This is a genomic window from Pseudoalteromonas lipolytica (genome assembly GCF_001306915.1).
GTDB lineage: Bacteria > Pseudomonadota > Gammaproteobacteria > Enterobacterales > Alteromonadaceae > Pseudoalteromonas > Pseudoalteromonas simplex.
In genome coordinates, this window is sequence record NZ_LJTC01000004.1 from 195535 (window position 1) to 213993 (window position 18459).

General features: G+C 42.2%; 17 protein-coding genes and 1 riboswitch. Of the genes, 9 read left to right on the top strand and 8 right to left on the bottom strand.

The annotated features are described in order from the left end of the window. Positions 1 to 305: 305 nt before the first annotated feature. Both typA and AOG27_RS07495 read left to right on the top strand, forming a co-directional pair. On the top strand, positions 306 to 2129 hold the full coding sequence (gene typA / locus AOG27_RS07490) for a translational GTPase TypA (RefSeq protein ID WP_054552393.1): 1824 nt from the start codon (positions 306 to 308) through the stop codon (positions 2127 to 2129). 202 nt (positions 2130 to 2331) lie between these two features. Next, positions 2332 to 2757, top strand: coding sequence for a BLUF domain-containing protein (locus AOG27_RS07495; RefSeq protein WP_054552394.1), 426 nt, complete (start codon positions 2332 to 2334; stop codon positions 2755 to 2757). 15 nt (positions 2758 to 2772) lie between these two features. Here AOG27_RS07495 and AOG27_RS07500 read toward each other — a convergent pair whose 3' ends face one another. Together AOG27_RS07500 and AOG27_RS07505 are read right to left on the bottom strand one after the other, a co-directional pair. Further along, positions 2773 to 3864, bottom strand: coding sequence for an MBL fold metallo-hydrolase (locus AOG27_RS07500; RefSeq protein WP_054552395.1), 1092 nt, complete (start codon positions 3862 to 3864; stop codon positions 2773 to 2775). Positions 3865 to 3996: 132 nt separating this feature from the next. Continuing rightward, entirely contained in the window at positions 3997 to 4653 is a 657-nt protein-coding gene (locus AOG27_RS07505; RefSeq protein WP_054552396.1) for a DUF2959 domain-containing protein, read from the bottom strand. Positions 4654 to 4739: 86 nt separating this feature from the next. Here AOG27_RS07505 and AOG27_RS07510 point away from each other — a divergent pair, with 86 nt between their 5' ends. Genes AOG27_RS07510 through dtd form a run of 3 tightly spaced genes read left to right on the top strand, consistent with a single transcriptional unit; the run spans position 4740 to position 7016 of the window. Further along, complete coding sequence (locus tag AOG27_RS07510) at positions 4740 to 5612, top strand: virulence factor BrkB family protein (RefSeq protein ID WP_054552397.1); 873 nt, start codon at positions 4740 to 4742, stop codon at positions 5610 to 5612. A gap of 25 nt (positions 5613 to 5637) precedes the next feature. After that, positions 5638 to 6591 (top strand): alpha/beta fold hydrolase, encoded by a 954-nt coding sequence (locus tag AOG27_RS07515; RefSeq protein WP_054552398.1) that lies wholly within the window; start codon positions 5638 to 5640, stop codon positions 6589 to 6591. After that, complete coding sequence (gene dtd, locus AOG27_RS07520; RefSeq protein WP_054552399.1) at positions 6579 to 7016, top strand: D-aminoacyl-tRNA deacylase; 438 nt, start codon at positions 6579 to 6581, stop codon at positions 7014 to 7016. The genes AOG27_RS07515 and dtd overlap by 13 nt, the downstream gene beginning before the upstream one ends. Positions 7017 to 7023: 7 nt before the next feature. Here dtd and AOG27_RS07525 read toward each other — a convergent pair whose 3' ends face one another. Continuing rightward, the gene (locus tag AOG27_RS07525; protein ID WP_054552400.1) at positions 7024 to 7713 is read right to left on the bottom strand and encodes a spermidine synthase; all 690 of its coding nucleotides are present in this window, start codon (positions 7711 to 7713) and stop codon (positions 7024 to 7026) included. Between the two features lie 228 nt (positions 7714 to 7941). On the opposite strand from AOG27_RS07525, the gene AOG27_RS07530 reads away from it, so the two are divergent. Then, positions 7942 to 8835 (top strand): bifunctional GNAT family N-acetyltransferase/hotdog fold thioesterase, encoded by an 894-nt coding sequence (locus tag AOG27_RS07530; RefSeq protein WP_054552401.1) that lies wholly within the window; start codon positions 7942 to 7944, stop codon positions 8833 to 8835. A 40-nt stretch (positions 8836 to 8875) separates the two neighbouring features. On the opposite strand, the gene AOG27_RS07535 is transcribed toward AOG27_RS07530, so the two are convergent. The 5 genes from AOG27_RS07535 to dapA all read right to left on the bottom strand — a co-directional run bounded on the left by AOG27_RS07535 (position 8876) and on the right by dapA (position 14068). Further along, positions 8876 to 9913 carry a phospholipase A gene (locus AOG27_RS07535; protein WP_054552402.1) on the bottom strand — a complete coding sequence of 346 codons (1038 nt, stop codon included), beginning with the start codon at positions 9911 to 9913 and terminating at the stop codon, positions 8876 to 8878. Between the two features lie 186 nt (positions 9914 to 10099). Next, positions 10100 to 11218: a succinylglutamate desuccinylase/aspartoacylase family protein gene (locus AOG27_RS07540; protein ID WP_054552403.1), complete on the bottom strand. Its 1119-nt coding sequence runs from the start codon at positions 11216 to 11218 to the stop codon at positions 10100 to 10102. 5 nt (positions 11219 to 11223) lie between these two features. Next, on the bottom strand, positions 11224 to 12429 hold the full coding sequence (locus AOG27_RS07545; protein ID WP_054552404.1) for a PLP-dependent decarboxylase: 1206 nt from the start codon (positions 12427 to 12429) through the stop codon (positions 11224 to 11226). Further along, positions 12429 to 13169 carry a 2,3,4,5-tetrahydropyridine-2,6-dicarboxylate N-succinyltransferase gene (locus AOG27_RS07550; RefSeq protein ID WP_054552405.1) on the bottom strand — a complete coding sequence of 247 codons (741 nt, stop codon included), beginning with the start codon at positions 13167 to 13169 and terminating at the stop codon, positions 12429 to 12431. Before AOG27_RS07550 ends, AOG27_RS07545 begins: the two co-directional genes overlap by 1 nt. A gap of 14 nt (positions 13170 to 13183) precedes the next feature. Then, complete coding sequence (gene dapA, locus AOG27_RS07555) at positions 13184 to 14068, bottom strand: 4-hydroxy-tetrahydrodipicolinate synthase (protein ID WP_054552406.1); 885 nt, start codon at positions 14066 to 14068, stop codon at positions 13184 to 13186. A gap of 137 nt (positions 14069 to 14205) precedes the next feature. Continuing rightward, positions 14206 to 14402, bottom strand: a riboswitch (Lysine riboswitch). Between the two features lie 183 nt (positions 14403 to 14585). Between dapA and AOG27_RS07560 the strand changes: the two genes are divergently transcribed. The 3 genes from AOG27_RS07560 (at position 14586) to AOG27_RS07570 (ending at position 18093) form a co-directional block, all read left to right on the top strand. Next, positions 14586 to 15281, top strand: coding sequence for a DNA-3-methyladenine glycosylase I (locus AOG27_RS07560; protein ID WP_054552407.1), 696 nt, complete (start codon positions 14586 to 14588; stop codon positions 15279 to 15281). An 8-nt stretch (positions 15282 to 15289) separates the two neighbouring features. Next, positions 15290 to 16702, top strand: a complete 1413-nt coding sequence (locus tag AOG27_RS07565) for a protein adenylyltransferase SelO (protein WP_054552408.1) — start codon at positions 15290 to 15292, stop codon at positions 16700 to 16702. Positions 16703 to 17031: 329 nt separating this feature from the next. Continuing rightward, complete coding sequence (locus AOG27_RS07570) at positions 17032 to 18093, top strand: OmpA family protein (protein WP_054552409.1); 1062 nt, start codon at positions 17032 to 17034, stop codon at positions 18091 to 18093. Positions 18094 to 18459 lie beyond the last annotated feature (366 nt).

Sequence of the window (18459 nt, forward strand, 5' to 3'; positions counted from 1 at the left end):
ATTGAGCGTGCCAATTTTTCGGTTATGAACACGATTTAGTGCCAAAATATGGTTCAAAAACTAAAATTTCGCCAGTTTTGAGCTCAGATTCACTTTAATTTTCATAAATTTGTCATTTATAAAACAGATACTTATAAAAAGCCTGAAGAAAGTTTATAAATTTATATTGGATAAACTTTCATCCATGCCATTATTAAGGGATAATATGCGCCCTTTTAAATCCTATGCTGGGACATCTGGTGAAAACGCAGGTGACTGCGTAGATCTTGCAGGATCAATGAGATTCAATTTCTCTGAGAAAAAATATGAGCATCGAAAAGTTAAGAAATATAGCGATTATCGCCCACGTTGACCACGGTAAAACAACTTTGGTTGATAAACTGCTTGAGCAATCAGGCACATTAGAAACGCGCGGCGGTAACGAAGAGCGCGTAATGGACTCAAACGACATTGAGAAAGAACGTGGTATTACCATTTTAGCTAAGAACACAGCTATCTCTTGGAACGACTACCATATCAATATCGTAGACACCCCAGGACACGCCGACTTCGGTGGTGAAGTAGAACGCGTACTTTCGATGGCTGACTCAGTATTGCTACTTGTTGATGCTCAAGAAGGTCCAATGCCGCAAACGCGTTTCGTAACGCAAAAAGCATTCGCACAAGGTTTAACGCCGATTGTTGTTATCAACAAAATCGACAAACCTGGTGCACGTCCTGACTGGGTTATGGACCAAGTTTTCGATTTATTCGATAACCTAGGTGCAACTGACGAACAGTTAGACTTTAAAGTAATCTATGCATCAGCTATCAACGGCTGGGCAACAATGGATTTAGACGAGCCATCAGATAACATGGAACCAATGTTCCAGATGATCGTTGACGAAGTATCTCCACCGGATGCAGATCCTGAAGGTGCTTTCCAAATGCAAATTTCTCAGCTTGACTACAACTCATACATCGGTGTTATCGGTGTAGGTCGTATCAAGCGTGGTACTGTTCGTCCTAACCAACAGGTGACTGTTGTAAGCGCAGACGGTACTAAGCGTAACGGTAAAGTTGGCCAAGTAATGAGCTACTTAGGTCTTGAGCGTCATGAAGCAGAATCTGCAGGCGCAGGTGACATCATTGCAATCACTGGTCTTGGTGAGCTGAAAATCTCAGACACTATCTGTGATGTAAATACCGTTGAAGCATTACCACCACTAAGCGTTGATGAGCCTACAGTAACAATGACGTTCTCTGTAAACACATCACCATTTGCTGGTAAAGAAGGTAAATTCGTAACGTCACGTAACATTCTTGAGCGTTTACAAGCTGAGCTTGTTCACAACGTTGCATTACGTGTTGAAGAAACTGACAACCCAGATAGCTTCCGTGTTTCTGGTCGTGGTGAGTTACACTTAGGTATCTTAATCGAGAACATGCGTCGTGAAGGTTACGAGCTTGCGGTATCTCGTCCACAAGTAATCCTTCGTGAAGTTGATGGTCAAAAAGAAGAGCCATACGAAACACTTACAATCGACTGTCAAGAAGAGCACCAAGGTTCTATCATGGAACAAATTGGTCTTCGTAAGGGTGAACTAACAGACATGTCTCCAGATGGTAAAGGCCGTGTACGTATGGACTTTATGATCCCAAGCCGTGGCTTAATTGGTTTCCAAACTGAATTCATGACATTAACGTCTGGTTCTGGTCTTCTTTACCACACATTCGATCACTACGGTCCACATAAAGGCGGTACTATCGGTGCTCGTAAGAATGGTGTAATGATTGCAAACGCAACTGGTAAAGCACTTACTAACGCATTATTCAACTTACAAGACCGTGGTAAGTTATTCATCGGTCACGGTGTTGAAGTTTACGAAGGTATGGTTATCGGTATCCACAGCCGTGACAACGACCTAACTGTAAACGCGCTTAAAGGTAAGCAACTTACAAACGTTCGTGCATCGGGTACAGATGAAGCACAAACGCTTGTTCCACCACTAAACTACACGCTTGAACAAGCGATTGAGTTCATCGATGATGACGAGTTAGTGGAAGTAACACCTGAGAACATCCGTATTCGTAAGCGTCACTTAACTGAAAGTGAGCGTAAGCGTGCGAGCCGTGCAGCTAAAGACTAAAAACGTCTTTTAGTTTTGCAAAATAGAAGCCGCCGTATTGAAAAATACGGCGGTTTTTTTGTTTTAGTGTAAGCCAGGTAGGTTGGGCAGAGCGAAGCGAAACCCAACTTAATTTATATAGATTTCTAAACGCAACTCGCAACTTTTTACTAACTCCCCCATCTGTACTATCTTTTCTAAATCCAACTTGCAGGAGAGTAAGATGTATTTAGTTAGACTGATTTATACAAGTGAAATTAGCGATGGGTTTGGGCCTAATGATATTGAGGATATTCTCGAAAAGGCGAAAAAGAAAAATGCTGAATGTAATGTAACAGGGCTACTTTGTTTTAATAGTACTCATTTTATGCAGTGTCTTGAAGGATCGCGAAAAGCAGTGAATGCAACGTATCATCGTATTTTGAATGATAAAAGGCATCGCAACATTATCATGCTGAACTATTGCGAAATTGCAGAGCGGGAATTCGAAAAGTGGTCGATGGGGTACATACCATATTCAAAACTAACAACGCCATTAAATATTAAATACTCAGGTACTAGCGATTTTAATCCATTAGCAATGTCAGCAGGAAGTGCTCACAAATTGATGCTTGCTTTGCGAGACTCCATGCTGGATAAAGTTATTTAATATTAGCCCGTACCTTTAAAGCGGGATTTGCTCTCCTTCGTTCATTATATAAACCGGAACTTGGCTGTTCATCTGCTTTTGCATATTTAACAACCTAAGTAATGCCGAATGACTTGAATGGTCACCCATTTGCCAGCTTGAGTTGCCGTAACCCCATGGGATCATCACTTTACAGCTTAACTCTTCTGCCGCGTTTAATGCATCTTCAGGTGTAGTATGAACATAACGATACCACTTACCATCTTCTTCATGGTAGTAGGAAGCAATTGGCATTAAGCACACATCAATCTCGCCGTATTTTTGCTTAATATCTTGAAAGTGTTTTGAGTAACCGGTATCACCAGCAAAAAACAAGGTCTTACCATTTTGCTCAAGTAACCAACCATTCCATAAGTCTTTATTGTGATCGTCGTAAATAAAGGGAACCATAATGCGACTACTAAAGTGATGGGCCGGCACCGAATGAATCGTTAGGTCATTAATTTGTGTACTTGCATACCACGCCATCTCTGAAATATTAAAGCCACCAGTCGGAAAATTATCTGCAAAGCCTAGTGGCACTAAATAGCGGGGAGCATTACCAATTTCTTCGATATCTGCTTTATTAAAATGGTCATAGTGAATGTGTGAGTACATTACCGCGTTTAAACCTTCGAGCTCTGACTTAGTAGGCCAAAATCCGGGCTTACGATAACTGCCACCAGCAAGTTTAAAGGCCAAGTCTACGGGTGAGTCAAACTGATCTTTAACAGGGTCAAACAACAGTTGTTCACCATTTGGTGATTGAATATAAAAGCCTGCATGACCTAACCAACGGACTATAAACCCTGTATTTGTTGCTGGAACTATTTGTTCTGCTTGATATTGGCACTGAGAATTGCTGTCATCACATATAAGTAGCTCTGATGGTTCATAGCAATTGTCTGTACAGGTTGTTGGGTATTCTTTATCACCCGGATAAAGGTTGTGGTAGCGACCTTCGAAGTCACCTTCAGTTTTTAATGGGGTTATAGTGCCTTCACCGGCAATAACATTCACTGTATTTGAGTTGCTACATGCGCTTATAAGTGCTGCTGCAATAAGTGTTGAGAGTGTTTTTAAATACATACTATGCTTACTTTTTATTCTTTGCCGTGAGTTTAGCAAAATAAAAATTAAGATAAATCATTAAAAAGTAACAAGAGGTTACACAAAAAAGCCTACGTTTAAGTAGGCTTAGATATTAATAGCTTGAGCTGATTAGCCCGCTTTATTCATTTGCTCAATGAACTTATTCGAGTCTTCAATTGATTTGTTCATATCGTCCATTAACACTTTAATATCCCGTTTAAGATTTGTGAACTCACCTTTGATAGCTGTAACAGCCTGTGCGTTTAGGTTATGTTTTAAGTACAAAACATTATCATGAAGTGATGATAATACCGGCTCCATTTTGCTTTCTGCACTGCGCATTGAGCGAAGTAGTTGATCAAACTGGCGCTTAGTTGCGTTGAGCTTTTTGCTGCTTTCACGTTTTAGTGAGGCGCTTTTGTATTGCTCTAGCTCGTCGGCCCATTCATCAAACAGTGCCTCAGCTACATCTTCTACTTTATTGATATTGTTTGTAACGTCGTTCGCTGCAGCTAAGCTCGACTCGTAATCATCATTCAGTTGATTGTAGGCATCTTGTAGCTCACCACCATCAAAGTTGATCAGCGTGGTTAATCTGTCTAGTGCTGATTGAAACTCTTCTTGTGACTCTTGCTGTGCTTCTTTTGTTTCTTCTACGCGGTCCACTAAAATGTCGCGTTTATGCACACCGACAGACTCCATGGCTGAGTAATAAGCTGACTGGCAGCCCGATAATGCCATTGTAACTGCAAATAGTGGTGCACTTAAAAGTGTCAGTTTTTTCATTGAGAATCCTTTTTAGGTACCTGTCATTTCAAATTATGTGGTGGATTGCTATGATTATCAAAACATTTTAGCAGAAATTAGATTCTATGGACGAGAAGCTCAGTCGGTATAAGCTGCAAATAAGCATTTTCTTAAAACAACAACCTGCTTGGTGGATGCAGTATCTCAATCGTTGTATTGACGATCAAATCACAGTCAATGCGGGTTATTTGGCTTATGTAACCTTATTATCAATCGTGCCTTTAGTGGCGGTTGGTGTGGCTATTTTTTCTGCTTTCCCAGGATTTGAAAGCACGTTAGTGACTATAGAAAACTTCTTGTTTACTAATCTTGTGCCGACCTCTACAGATGTAATTAAAGAGCATATCAGCGCTTTTGCCGGTAATGCGAATAAAATGACTGCCGTTGGTGTGGGCTTTTTAGCGGCGGTATCCTTGTTACTTATTCGCAATGTCGATGCTACATTAAATCGAATTTGGCGTATTAAGAAAAAGCGCCCAATGATGATTTCGTTTGCCGTTTATTGGATGGTGCTCAGCCTAGGCCCGGTGTTATTAGGGGCTAGTATTGGTGTTACTTCATATATTGTGTCGTTAGTGTCGTTTGCCGATCAAGGCATTCCCGGCTTTAGCGGCTTTTTATTGAAACTATTACCTTACATAATTTCAATGATTGGCTTCATTATGCTCTATACTTTAGTTCCTAACACACGAGTTCCATTTAGAGCGGCAATTCCGGGCGCTTTGTTTGCAGCTATGTTGTTTGAGCTGACAAAAAAAGGCTTTGCTTTGTACATCAGCCACTTCCCATCATACGAAGTTATTTATGGGGCGTTGGCGACAATCCCTATTTTATTTGTATGGGTTTATTTGTCGTGGATTGTCGTATTACTCGGTGCAGAATTTACTGTATGTATCAGCCCTGAGAATATCGAGGACACGCCTGATATAGAGGTTTAAATTCACTGCACCTAAGGAGAGCGAGGTGCAGTTACATCCACAATATGTTGCCAATCGCGATTACCATTTGAGTGTTGGCGATGGTCATCAAATCCATGTGCAAGAATATGGTGCTTCTACAGGGATTGCTGTGGTGTTATGCCATGGCGGGCCCGGTGCGGGCCTATGTCCTGAAAATTGCCGCTTTTTCGACTTAGAGCGTTTTCGAGTGATCATGTTCAGTCAGCGCGGTTGCGGTCACTCAACACCCCATGATAGTTCAACCAATACCACTTCAGAATTAGTCGCCGATCTCGAGTATTTACGCCAGCAACTGGGTATTGAAAAATGGCTGGTGTGTGGTGAGTCATGGGGGGCCACTTTGGCACTTGTCTATGCTATTCATCACCAAGAGCATGTTGCAGGGCTTATTTTACGGGCTAGCTTTTTAGCTTGTAACAGTGACTTCGAGTGGCTTTACACAACAAAAGGAGCCGGCGCGCATTTTTACCCTGAGTGCTTTAATGAATTTGCACATAATTACACTGATTGGCACGCCTTACTCGACTTTTATCAGCAGCAACTAAACAGTGACGATCAAATTAAAGCTAGTAAATTTGCCAAGTTATGGTGTCATTGGGAGCAGGTATTGTGTCATGGTGAGCCGTTAACAAACTGGGGGTTACAGGAGCCCCATGTCGGGTTAAATCAAGCAAGGTTAATGGTGCATTACTTTCGTCATCACTGTTTCATTGAAGAAGGCTTTATCGCAGAAAATGCACATTTACTGACTCATTTACCGATTTGGTTTATTCATGGCCGCGCCGATTTGATTTGTCGATATAGTGCCGTACAGCAGCTTGCTGAGCAGTTAAATGCACAATTATTGATTTTAGATGGCATTGGGCACAGCAGCGATAATCAGGTATATTTGGCGGCAATGCGACGTGCCGCAGATTTAATGTATATCAAGTTATCGAGGGATCAATGCAAGGCTTAATTCAAAGAGTAAAACAGGCAAAAGTAGAAGTGGCAGGCGAAGTAGTGGGTGAAATTTCAAACGGTATTTTGCTGCTATTAGGTGTTGAAAAACAGGATACAGAGCAAAGTGCCCAGAAGCTTTTACATAAGGTCAGCAATTACCGCATTTTTACCGATGAACAAGGAAAGATGAATTTAAGTTTGAATGATATCAAAGGTGAGCTTTTAGTGGTTTCGCAGTTTACCTTAGCAGCCGACACTAAAAAGGGTATGCGTCCAAGCTTTTCAAGTGCTGGCACGCCAGAACAAGCCAATACGCTCTATGAGTATTTTATTGCAGAGGCTAAAAAAGCAGGCTTAACAGTGGCTACAGGGCAATTTGGTGCTGATATGCAAGTAAGCCTATGTAACGATGGTCCAGTTACTTTTAATTTATCTATTTAACAGACAACTACTTTTTGATCATCACGATATGATTCACGTAGTCGGGGATTTTTACAATGCTTGGGCGCTTGCCAAACTCGGTGATTAGCAGGTGCTCAAGTTGCTTTAGTTGCGATGGGTGATTGGATAAAAAATTAATGAACAACAAGCCATCTTTTGTCATCGCTGCTCTTAGTTTGGTGTAAAACAGGTGCTTGTATAAAAATAATGGTGCATCTACCTCACTGAATAAATCTAAGATAATCCAATTGTATTCGTTATTTTGCTCTAATACTTGCTGCGCATCAAAACAGTGCAGGTTATTGGCATGGTCGCCACCAAAGTAACGTTTATAGCAGTGAATTATGTCGGGGTTTTTATCAACCGATGTCAGTTGGCTATCAGGGTAGGTGTGCTGTAAGTAGTTACGAATAGCACCACCGCCTAGGCCTAATTCTAAAATCTTTTTCGGTTCCTCTAAGTCTTGCCAAAGCTTTGCAAGGTATTGTAAATGAGGGAAAAGTAATCTGGCAGGTCGGCGTTTTTCAATGACCGATTGCAGAGTTTCGTTGATCAGTAACCAGCGTAATTGGTTAAGTTGCCTAACTTGAATACTGTAATTGCCTTGTTTATGCCAATAAATGAGCTGCCCTAATCGGTGACAGTCCTCAATAAAACTATGTTTTACTGCGCCACTGGGTTCAAGAAAATGTTCCATATTTCGGGCCTTTAGCGTGTTATTATAATAATTAGACAATTATTTCAGCATAGACCAGTAAGCATAAAGTGCAATTGTGCATTAGTTTTTACAGCTGTGAATAATAATTTAGGCTGGGTCACCAAAGTATTATTCCAACTTGATAGAAGATCGCGTATCGTAATTCGCATTGCAAAGGCCACGACAGAAAAACAACAGACCCGTGGCTGAATTATCACAGGAGTTTTTATGTTTAAAGTGACCACCCCGCAAAGCAGCGAAGATTGGCAAGCGTACTATTCATTACGTTGGCAGGTTTTAAGAGCACCCTGGGGCGAGCCGCGCGGTTCTGAACAAGATGACTTAGAGCAAGACGCAGAGCACCGCTTTATCAAAAATAATGATGGCGAAGTATTAGGCGTAGCTCGCCTGCATTTCAACAATCATCAGCAAGCGCAAGTTCGTTATATGGCGGTTGCTGAAGGTAATCGTAACCAGCATATTGGTAGCCGTTTATTACATGAATTAGAAAAAATCGCATGGACTCAAGATGCAGATGAACTGGTATTGTTTGCTCGTGAGCGAGCCCTTGATTTCTATAAGCGTCATGGCTACGAATTAAAAGAAAAAGCACACCTTGCCTATGACGATGTACAGCATTGGAAAATGGTAAAACAAAAACCCTCTGAGCCGGGTTGGTTCCGTCATCCAAACTGGACACAAGTACTACAAAACACGTGGCGTGAGTCGATCCCTATCAGCGATGCAATGGGAATTAAAGTAGAAAGCTATACCGATTGGCAGTTTACTACGCGCGCTGATCTAGATGCGAACTTAAATCTTCATAACACTATGTTTGCCGGCTCGATTTATAGTTTAGCGACCTTAACAGGCTGGGGCGCAACTTACCTAGCGCTTAAAGAAGCTGGCCTTGAAGGGAATATCGTGTTAGCAGATGCCAACATTAAATACCTTAAACCACTGAATAACGATCCTCGCGGGAGTGTTGAGTTGGCTGGCTGTAAAGGCAAGTTGGCGGAGCTAGAGGACAATGGCAAAGCAAGCTACCATGTGCCAGTGAATGTATACGATGGTGATGTGCTAGTAGCAGAATTTGAAGGTCACTTCATCGTTAAAAAATAACGAATATTCAGAGCGAGCTAACTAAAGCTCGCTCTTTAAGTTAAAGCAAGTCAGTTAACAGAATACCCACACCAAAACGTTCAATATCGGCGTTGTAATCAATCAAGCTCTCACCATAACCATTAAAGTATTGTGCATAACCACGTAATCTGCCCCAAAGAGGGAAAGACCAATCTAATTGAATTGCACCACGGTTATCTGAATTTAAGTTATTACGGGTCATAAAGCTAAACTCATGCTCGTTGTAACGGTATGCACCCGAGAATTCAAAGTAACCCATGTATTTGTAGATATCAGGGTTGTCATCACCTTTAGCTTCTAGTTCATCATCTTTTTTATCTTCAGGAATGCGGTACCAAGGCTTAAAGCTAAATACAAAGCCATCTTTTTCCCATAAGAAGTCAGCATAAATGCGGTTCCACGAACGTGAATTAGGCTGGCTGCGGCCATTAGATTGATGTGAAGCACCAATTGCAATCGCCATCTCATCGCCCCAAAGCACATGCTCAGGATCAAGATAGTTCACCCAGAAGATCTCTGGTTCGTAGTTTGTTTCACGAAACGGCGATGAAATATCTTTATTGTAAAATTGCCAAAACGATTGCATGGTAAATGCAAAAAATACGCCCTGATCTTTATCAGAGAAGTCTTCGAAGATTGGCACTTTAATTGATAGTTGATATTTTACTTCCAGGTTATCAAGTGGCTCGCCATCAGTTTGCTCAGCAAGGTCTTTTAGGCCATCAAAAGGGCGCTCATTCGGATTAGATACGTAAGAAAGCGGTAAAATATAGTTACGCTTATGTGGGGTGATCACATTACGGTTTTTCTTGCTCACTTCTTCACGCGCTTTACGTTTGTCTAAAGCGGTGAGCTTTTTGCTTTCATCTAAATCAGAGCACTTTTTACGAAGTTCTTCGAGTGTTTGCTTGCCGTCACCGCCAATAGCTTCGTTCAAAATACACTGCTTTACGAGTTCTAGTGCATCATCTTGTTCGTTAGTTTGTGGTTGTTCAGTTTGAGCAAATACAGGTACAGAAAATAAGCCAGCGGCTGCCAGCCAAATGCGCCATCCCATTGCAGTTCCCTTTCAGTAGACTTGTAAGTAGGTATAATTATAACGATTTTTACATAAGTAACCGTGAACTTGTACTGAATTGTTGAAATTTTAGGTAAATAGAGAGCCCCAAGCTAAGCTTGGAGCCCTGCTGTAACGGCCTAAGAGCATAAGCCGTTGACTCTCACGCAATGAGAAGGGATGAGCTTATAGCTCAAATACGTTGGTAAAAAACTTATAAAGTTCGGTACCTTGATTCACGCTTGCTGAAGCAAAATGCAAAATAGCAATGGCGTCTTTATCAAAACTTAATGTTTGTAGCGGCTGCTCAGAAAGGTAGCGCTCCATTCTTAAAATATGGGCGATAGGCTCACCAGCTTTAATATGGCCGCCCAGTGGGGCAAGGTATTCAACCATGCCACCCATAGGGGCATAGTAAGCTACATAATCTTCAAGCATGCAGGCATAGCGTGTCATCGCTTTTGGATGATACGCAGCATCAACTAATACCTCTTTTTGATTGAGGTAACTTAAAATGCTATTTGCATCTTCAAGTGCCGCACTTAAATCGATTTTTTCTTGGCTACCTAGCTCAACGGTGAATGCTTCTACTTGAACAGCAAATTCACGGCCTTGTTTGCCAAGCTCTTCAGACAGTGACCACCATGGACAGAAACTCGCTTCATCCATCGCGCCATCAAAATCACTTGGGATCAATAACACATGTTCGATGTTGAAGTAGCTCGCGCTGTCTTTGGCGTATTCAGGGCAATATAAGTGCTGACTTGAGATAGGCCCAGTGTGAAGGTCTAAAACAATATCTGCCTGATGGGCAAGCTTTTGCAAGTTAAGGGCAATACGCTTACCCGTTGTTAGGCTGTAATCAGGGCCCGTTAATTGACTATCGATGTCAGCAACGAGTGCCTGTTTAAACGCCGCTTTAAGGGTCGCATCATCACAGTCTTTATGCTGTTCAGCAACCTGTGACGGTAATGCTTTATTAAAGCGGTACATGCGGTTCCAGTTGGTGCCCGTAATTGGATCGAAGCGACCTAAAGTAAACTCACCTGATTTTTGATTGCAACCAATAGGGTTGGCATAAGGCACTAGGGTAATATCGCCACGCAGCTTGAGTGATTTTAGCTGCTCAAGCAATTGATAAATTACTGCATTACCTTGTACTTCAGCGCCGTGCATATTGGCTTGTATATACACGTTTGGGCCTGTGCCATCCCCTTTTAAGCGATACACTGGGATTGTCAGAGGTAGGCCGTTGGCAATCTCGCCAACCACAATATTCTCTTGGCTGATTAATTCTTTACTCATGGCGATTACCTTAAATAATAGCTGGCATCTTCAGCGCTACGAATGCACTCAATATTGCCTTGTTCAAGGATGTATTCAGCGGCTAATTCGTGGCATAAAAAGTACGGCATACTTTCGGTAAAGCCATACGCGCCACATTGGCTGAATACCAACCAGTCTTGCTCATTTAAATCGCTCGCTAATTGGTGCTCACCTAAGCAATCAAGGGCGGTGCAAAGCGGGCCGTATAAAGTCATTGCCGCAGGCTCAGCCGTCGATTCGCGAAGTAAGGCCGCAGGGAAATCTTGGCTTGTCACAGCTGGGCGAAGTAAATGGTTAATACCGCCTGATAAAATCACCTGCTGTTGATTGTAATTTACTTTACGCTCAACCACTGGCGTTGCGTAATGGCCGCATTCGCCCACCGCATAGCGGCCAAGTTCCATCCAAAGCTCTTTGACACCGGCATCTGCTTTAATGCTAGCCAAAGTCTCAATAAGTGCAGACCAATCGAGTCGGTTAGCATCTTGAGTATAAGGAATGCCTAAGCCACCCCCTAAGTCGAGAATATTAAGGTTAATGTTTAATGAGCGTGCTAGCTGTTGCAGTGGCGCAATCATCGCGCGCCATAGCTCGGCGAGCTTGTCAGTGCTCAGCATATTGCCCCATTGGAAAATATGCAGACCATCAAAGCTAAGAGCAGGGTAATCACTTGCAGTGAGTGCTTGCCACTCATCGCAGCCCAAACCAAAAGGAGTAAGACTATCGCCGCCAAGTGGATTCTTTTCGCTGTCTGGCCAACGAAGTTGAACACGCAATAGAACTTGCAGCTGACAATTTGCTTTTGTTGCTTGTTCGTTTAACCAGCGCACTTGGTTAATGCTCTCGGCGACAAAAGTACGTACGCCGCGAGCAATAAAATGTGAAATTTGTTTAGGGCTCTTTGCAGGCCCAGTGTTGAGCACGCGCTCGCTATCGATGCCTTGGGCAAGTACTTGCTCAAGTTCACCTTTACTTGCAACATCAAAGTTAAATCCTGCGCTGTCTAAACATTGAATAATGCGAGACAACGGGTTGGCCTTAACGGCATACCAAAGTTTCACATCGGTTTGCGCAGTCAGTTGATTTAAATGTGCAGTTAATTTATCTAAATCATAGATAAAAAATGGCGTATCAAGATGCGCTGAAACTTGCTCAACCGCTTGCTTGATATGCGTGCTCAAAAAGCTCATTAACGTAAAACCTCTTCTAACAGTAATGATGCATCGCTTTGTTCATCACGGTATTTCACGATCAATGCACACGACATGCTAAGACCTTGTTCACGAGCCCATGCATTTGAAGCTGGGCGAGAGCCTGGGATCACAATCGCGTTTTCTGGGATGGCTTCACCTTTGTCTAGCTGGCGCTCATTAACGCAATCGTAAACAGGAATGGTTGCCGATAAACGTACACCCGGCGCAAGTACAGCACCTTTTTTCACAACCACACCTTCAACAATAACGCAGCCTGCACCGATGAATGCGTCATCTTCAATAACCACAGGGCTGGCACCAATTGGCTCAAGCACACCACCTAATTGTACTGCTGCACTTAGATGAACATTTTTACCCACTTGTGCGCATGAACCCACTAATGCGTGGCTGTCGACCATCGTGCCTTCGTCGATGAACGCGCCAATATTTACATATGCTGGTGGCATGATAATGGTGCCTTTAGCAACGTGTGCGCCACGACGAACACTGCTACCACCTGGTACCATACGCACGCCAGCATCGGCTGCAAAGCCTTGTGGAGCTAAGTTGTGCTTATCAACAAAACCACCCGGGAACTCAGTGTTTGTGCCATTTTTAAAGGCTTCTAAAATGCCTTGTTTAACTTCAACATTGGCGTGCCAGTTGCCGTTCTCGTCTTGTGTTGCCGCGCGAACTGCGCCTGATTCTAAGTTGTTTAATAATTCTAACCAGCTCATGATAAAACCTGTTTTTAGTTCCAAGATAAAATTGTGTTGTTTGCGTGGGTGATGCTGTCTGTTTGCTCAAGCTCTAAATGCGTAAGCGGCGGACGTAAATGCGGGGTATTTATTTTACCTTGCAGGTGCATCAGTACTTTTACGGGGATTGGATTTGCCACAGCGAATAAACTTTGAATCGCTTGCGACCAATCGGTGAATAGATTTGGGTATTGACCACTTAAACTGCGTTTAACAAACTCATGGGTTTGACTCGGCCAAGCATTCGCGGCAACCGAAACTAAACCTTTTGCTCCAGCTTGAGCAAAATACGGCATAAGAGCATCATCGCCACTAAATATGGCCAGTGTTGGCGATGCCGTTCTAAAGCCTTCAAATTTGCTAATGTCGCCACTGGCTTCTTTTAAAGCCCAAAGATTTTTGTGGTCAGCAAGGTTTTTGATCACCTGCGGTGAAATCTCAACTGCACTGCGTCCAGGTACGTTATACAGCATACAAGGGTGGTTACTTGCGTTTAGTAGGCTTTCAAACCAATGCGTTTGGCCAACAACCCCAGGTTTTGCATACAGAGGTGAACCCAATAGATAGCCATGAATAGGTAGTTGGTTGCAGTATTCAACCCAAGCAACTTGTTGTTTGAGGTTCATGCCGCCCACAGCAACCATGAGTGGTACACTCGGTGCTAATTGGCAAACATGCTCAACGATGGCTTGTTGCTCTTTGAGTGAAAGCGCCAGTCCTTCACCGGTACTGCCAAGCAATAAAATGCCGTTATTTGCATCTTGTTGCTCTGCGACCAGTTGTTCAAGGGCCGTGTAATCGACCTCGCCAGATTCAGAAAATGGCGTGACAAGCGCTGTCCATAATGGATAGTCGTTTAAATCAAAATTGTTGATCATCTCTCACGAACTTATAAGGTATTCGAAGAGTTTATGCGGGAACATTTGAATGGAGCCGCATGTCGTCGTTCGAACAAGGTATAATTCGAAGAGCGAATGGGCTTAAAATAATAAAGACGCGACGGCCTTATTATACTAAGACCAGAAGCTCTCCACCAAACTAATCAATAGCACTTTGCTATTGTTGGTGACAGTCGCTGGGATTCAGCCCAGTCGCCCGAAATAAGCACCTCACAAACGGTGTTACTTCTCGGCGTTAATTCCCCTCACGTATGATCAACAGAGTCTGTGCTCTTCCCATACGCTACCTGAATAACGCACCTCTTCCAGCCCTTTATGCTCGCTTTAAAGGTTAAAGCCAACATACTTAAATAGGGTATTTGCAGCGATTAAAGCATTTTAGCCGTCTAGGTGTCAAGGCGAGGAATTTGTTTTTTAGTGACCGAATTTGCAACATGGTTACGTATAACCGTGTTTTTACGTACACTTAGCGCTAACCAAATCAATTGGAAAAATGATGGAAAAATTTAACGATATTTATCAACGAGCCGTATCTCGAAAGGGCAGTGAAGAAATGCTGCAAGCACTGTTATCAAACCCGCTCGACGATGCTGATATTGCTAAAATGCATGACGATTTATGGTTAGAAGAGTTCACGCGTAAAGTCTTTCAAAGCGGTTTTTATTGGTCTGTTATCAATAATAAATGGGCTGGTTTTCGTGATGTGTTTTGGGATTTCAGTGTAGAAAAATTGTTGATGATGCCGCCAGATATGCTCGAGCAAAAAGCCAGTGATGAGCGAATTGTTCGTAATTTTAAAAAAGTACAAACGATCCCAGAAAATGCGTACATGATCCACGAAGTTGCTGAGAAGCATGGCAGCTTTAGCCAATTTATTGCAGATTGGCCTACTGACAATATTATTGGTTTGTGGGCTTATCTTAAAAAGCATGGTGCGCGTTTAGGGGGAAATACTGGCCCATACGCTTTACGAGCGCTTGGTAAAGATACTTTTTTACTTTCTCGGGATGTAGAAGCCTATTTGCGTGCCCATGAGTTGATAGATGGCGGCTTACAAACTAAAAAGTCACTGCAAGCAGCGCAAGATTTTTTCAACGAATTACAACAGCAAAGCGGTTACAGCCTGCAGGCACTAAGCCAACTAGTGGCCTATGGTGTAGGCGATAATCGTGTGGGTGTCGCAACACGTTAAGGACAGTTATGAAACTGCAAACTCGATACACAGATATTAGTGAACTACTTGCTATCAAGGATATGCCGAGCGCCGTTGCCGAGCCGCAATTACTGCTATTTAATGACAAGCTAGCTGATAATTTCGCAATTAAACACGACAGCGAATTTTTAGCTAAATTGCTATCTGGTTCAACGATAGATAACGACGTTGCGCCGGTTGCTCTTGGTTACTCAGGTCATCAATTTGGTCATTTTTCACCGCGTCTTGGTGATGGTAGAGCGCATTTACTTGGTGCTATTGCAGATAAAGATGGCACATTGTGGGACTTGCAGCTAAAAGGCGCTGGAGCAACAGTATTCTCACGTGGTGGTGATGGTCGCTGTGCCATTGGTCCAGCTGTTCGAGAGTACATTATGAGTGAGGCACTTCATGCGCTTGGCATCGCAACTACGCGCTGTTTAGCTGTGGTTACAACTGGCGAAACGGTATATCGTCAGCCACCACGCCCGGGGGCAGTTGTTACTCGCCTAGCTAAAAGTCACATCCGTGTTGGTTCATTTCAATACTTAGCTACACAAGGTGATATAGAAGGACTAGAAAAGCTGGTCGATTACGCAATTAACTGCCACTACCCAGGCATTAGCAGTGCTGGCGAGCAACGATATATTGAGTTTTTAACCGCCGCGCTAGATAAACAAATAGAGCTGGTTATCAGTTGGATGCGAATTGGCTTTATACACGGTGTGATGAACACAGATAATACCTTGATTAGTGGTGAAACCATTGACTATGGCCCTTGTGCGATGATGAATCAGTTTGACCTAGACACGGTATTTAGTTCGATTGACCATCAAGGGCGTTATGCATTTGGAAATCAACCGAATATTGCTAATTGGAATATTGCACGCTTGGCTGAAAGCTTAATTCCGTTATTTGCTGATCAAGAGAGTGCCGTCGAACAACTCTCACCGGTTGTAAATGGCTTTGCAGCTAAATTTAATGATGCATTTAATACTATGTGGCAGCAGAAATTAGGATTAGCTGGTCAGCACGAAGGCGATCATGCTTTAGTTTCAGAGTTGCTAGGTTTAATGAAGCAACATCAGCTCGATTATACTAATACTTTCAATGCTCTGACTGAATCTTTACTTGCGGATTTTGCAATTCCAACTAGTTTAAAAGAGTGGCATAAAAAGTGGATCGTGAGGACTTCGTCTAAAAGTTATGAAACTATGCGCGCTGTTAATCCTGCAGTCATTCCACGTAATCATACTATTGAAATGATCCTAGCGGAATACGAAGCATCGGGAGAAAGTTCATTAAAAGACGCCTTTTTAGAAGCATTTAACGATCCATATGTTTACGATGAGCGTCAATTTGAATGGCTTCAGGCCCCAAAAGATTATGATAAAAATTATCAAACTTTTTGTGGGACCTAGTCATTTAAATTAACTAGGAAAATTCCTATTTATTGAATTTAACTGTATGCTGATTGAGCGCTCTAATAGGCGGTGGTATTATAGATTTTAGGCTAATCTATTGCTTTAAAAGATGATCTCATACGGTATTCGAAGCTGGTTTGGTCATACATTTAATCGCTTATCTACGAAATTAGGCTAGGCTATTATTAGTACCTTAATAGTTATGGATTAATTAATAAGTTGAATGTCAATGCAAAGTAACTAATCGTTTTTTGTATTGTTAAAGTTTTGATTACTCAAAAAATACGAGCTCTTACGAGCTTTATTATGAAAATGGGAAGGAAACAATGAAACTGAAATCACTGACTATAGCTTTGGCACTTGCTGCAACTAGTGCTTCAACATTTGCTGCTGAGAAACAAGGTTTTTATATCGGCGCATTTGGCGATTACTATGATAATTCATGGGAAAATGTTCGCGATTACGCACCAGGCGGCCTTGATGTTGATGATTCAACAGGCTGGGGTTTAGAGCTGGGTTATCGCTTTAGCGATTACTGGAGTGCTCGCTTAGAATATGCTGATATGGATTTTGACTGGACCGCTGAACTAAACGATGGCACATCGATGAGCGGTTCTGAAAGTGGTAAGCGTTACGGTATTGATGGTTTATATCACTTCGGTGGTGGCCCATTTTACGGTATTTTTGGTTTGAAAAACCTTGATGCTGTTGATGAGGATTTAATGTTTGCAAACGTTGGTGCTGGCTACCAACACTACTTCACAGATAACTTTGCTTTCAATGCCGAAACTTCTTTGTACCAAGGCCTTGATCGTGGTTATACCGATGTGGGTGCTAAGTTAGGTTTAAGCTATATCTTTGGTGATCAAAGCAGCTCTGCGGCTCCTGTTGAGCCAGCTCCTGTAGTAAGTGGACCTACAGATAGCGATAACGATGGCGTAATGGACGCTGATGACCAATGCGCAAATACACCAATGACTGATGCGGTAGATAGCAAGGGCTGTACTCTTTATGAAGAAAAAGAGGCAACAATCACTTTACTAGTTACTTTCCCGCATGATGTTGCAGAGGTACCAAATAAATACTTCAGCGATATTGCTGATGTTGCAGCATTTATGAAAGAAAACGAAGGCACATCAGTTGTTCTTGAAGGTCATGCATCAGCAGTTGGTGATGCGGATTACAACATGAAGCTTTCTGAAAAACGTGCTAAAGATGTAGCTGAAGAGTTAGTTAAAGACGGTATCTCATCAGATAGAATCTCTACGGTTGGTTATGGTGAAGAACGCCTGAAGAACAAAGCATATACGCTTGAAGCGCATGCAGAAAATCGTCGTGTTGAAGCACAAATTAGTACGGTTGAACGTGTAAAGGTTATGCGTAAGTAATAGATTACTATTAGCTTATTGTAATTTATTAATAATCTTGAGATTAAAGCTGAACTATTTTTATGGTTCAGCTTTTTTTATACCTTAAAAACGCATTTACTTTTTTAATAAACGCGATACTCTTAAAGGTATACGGCATGGTATAAAAATAAGGTACACTTATATTGATTTGAATCATCGCAGCAAATGGGTGATTATTGTACTATGTTCTTATTGTTATCTCGTGTAATTATCACTAGGTAAATTAGAGTTTTTTGAGCACTGTTAATTTGGTATGCCATTCTATGGCATTTCGACGGTGCTAAACGTCACTTTTTTAGGTGGTGTTTTGAAATTAACAAATTTATTGTAGTTTTAGTTTATTAA

What these genes read in the sequence shown, in the direction of transcription:
- dapA (WP_054552406.1), bottom strand. Translation starts at nt 14,068, where the DNA reads ATGATCAACAATTTTGATTTAAACGACTATCCATTATGGACAGCGCTT.
- typA (WP_054552393.1), top strand. Translation starts at nt 306, where the DNA reads ATGAGCATCGAAAAGTTAAGAAATATAGCGATTATCGCCCACGTTGAC.
- AOG27_RS07510 (WP_054552397.1), top strand. Translation starts at nt 4,740, where the DNA reads ATGGACGAGAAGCTCAGTCGGTATAAGCTGCAAATAAGCATTTTCTTA.
- AOG27_RS07535 (WP_054552402.1), bottom strand. Translation starts at nt 9,913, where the DNA reads ATGGGATGGCGCATTTGGCTGGCAGCCGCTGGCTTATTTTCTGTACCT.
- AOG27_RS07545 (WP_054552404.1), bottom strand. Translation starts at nt 12,429, where the DNA reads ATGAGCTTTTTGAGCACGCATATCAAGCAAGCGGTTGAGCAAGTTTCA.
- AOG27_RS07540 (WP_054552403.1), bottom strand. Translation starts at nt 11,218, where the DNA reads ATGAGTAAAGAATTAATCAGCCAAGAGAATATTGTGGTTGGCGAGATT.
- AOG27_RS07530 (WP_054552401.1), top strand. Translation starts at nt 7,942, where the DNA reads ATGTTTAAAGTGACCACCCCGCAAAGCAGCGAAGATTGGCAAGCGTAC.
- AOG27_RS07570 (WP_054552409.1), top strand. Translation starts at nt 17,032, where the DNA reads ATGAAACTGAAATCACTGACTATAGCTTTGGCACTTGCTGCAACTAGT.
- AOG27_RS07525 (WP_054552400.1), bottom strand. Translation starts at nt 7,713, where the DNA reads ATGGAACATTTTCTTGAACCCAGTGGCGCAGTAAAACATAGTTTTATT.
- dtd (WP_054552399.1), top strand. Translation starts at nt 6,579, where the DNA reads ATGCAAGGCTTAATTCAAAGAGTAAAACAGGCAAAAGTAGAAGTGGCA.
- AOG27_RS07550 (WP_054552405.1), bottom strand. Translation starts at nt 13,169, where the DNA reads ATGAGCTGGTTAGAATTATTAAACAACTTAGAATCAGGCGCAGTTCGC.
- AOG27_RS07505 (WP_054552396.1), bottom strand. Translation starts at nt 4,653, where the DNA reads ATGAAAAAACTGACACTTTTAAGTGCACCACTATTTGCAGTTACAATG.
- AOG27_RS07495 (WP_054552394.1), top strand. Translation starts at nt 2,332, where the DNA reads ATGTATTTAGTTAGACTGATTTATACAAGTGAAATTAGCGATGGGTTT.
- AOG27_RS07565 (WP_054552408.1), top strand. Translation starts at nt 15,290, where the DNA reads ATGAAACTGCAAACTCGATACACAGATATTAGTGAACTACTTGCTATC.
- AOG27_RS07500 (WP_054552395.1), bottom strand. Translation starts at nt 3,864, where the DNA reads ATGTATTTAAAAACACTCTCAACACTTATTGCAGCAGCACTTATAAGC.
- AOG27_RS07560 (WP_054552407.1), top strand. Translation starts at nt 14,586, where the DNA reads ATGGAAAAATTTAACGATATTTATCAACGAGCCGTATCTCGAAAGGGC.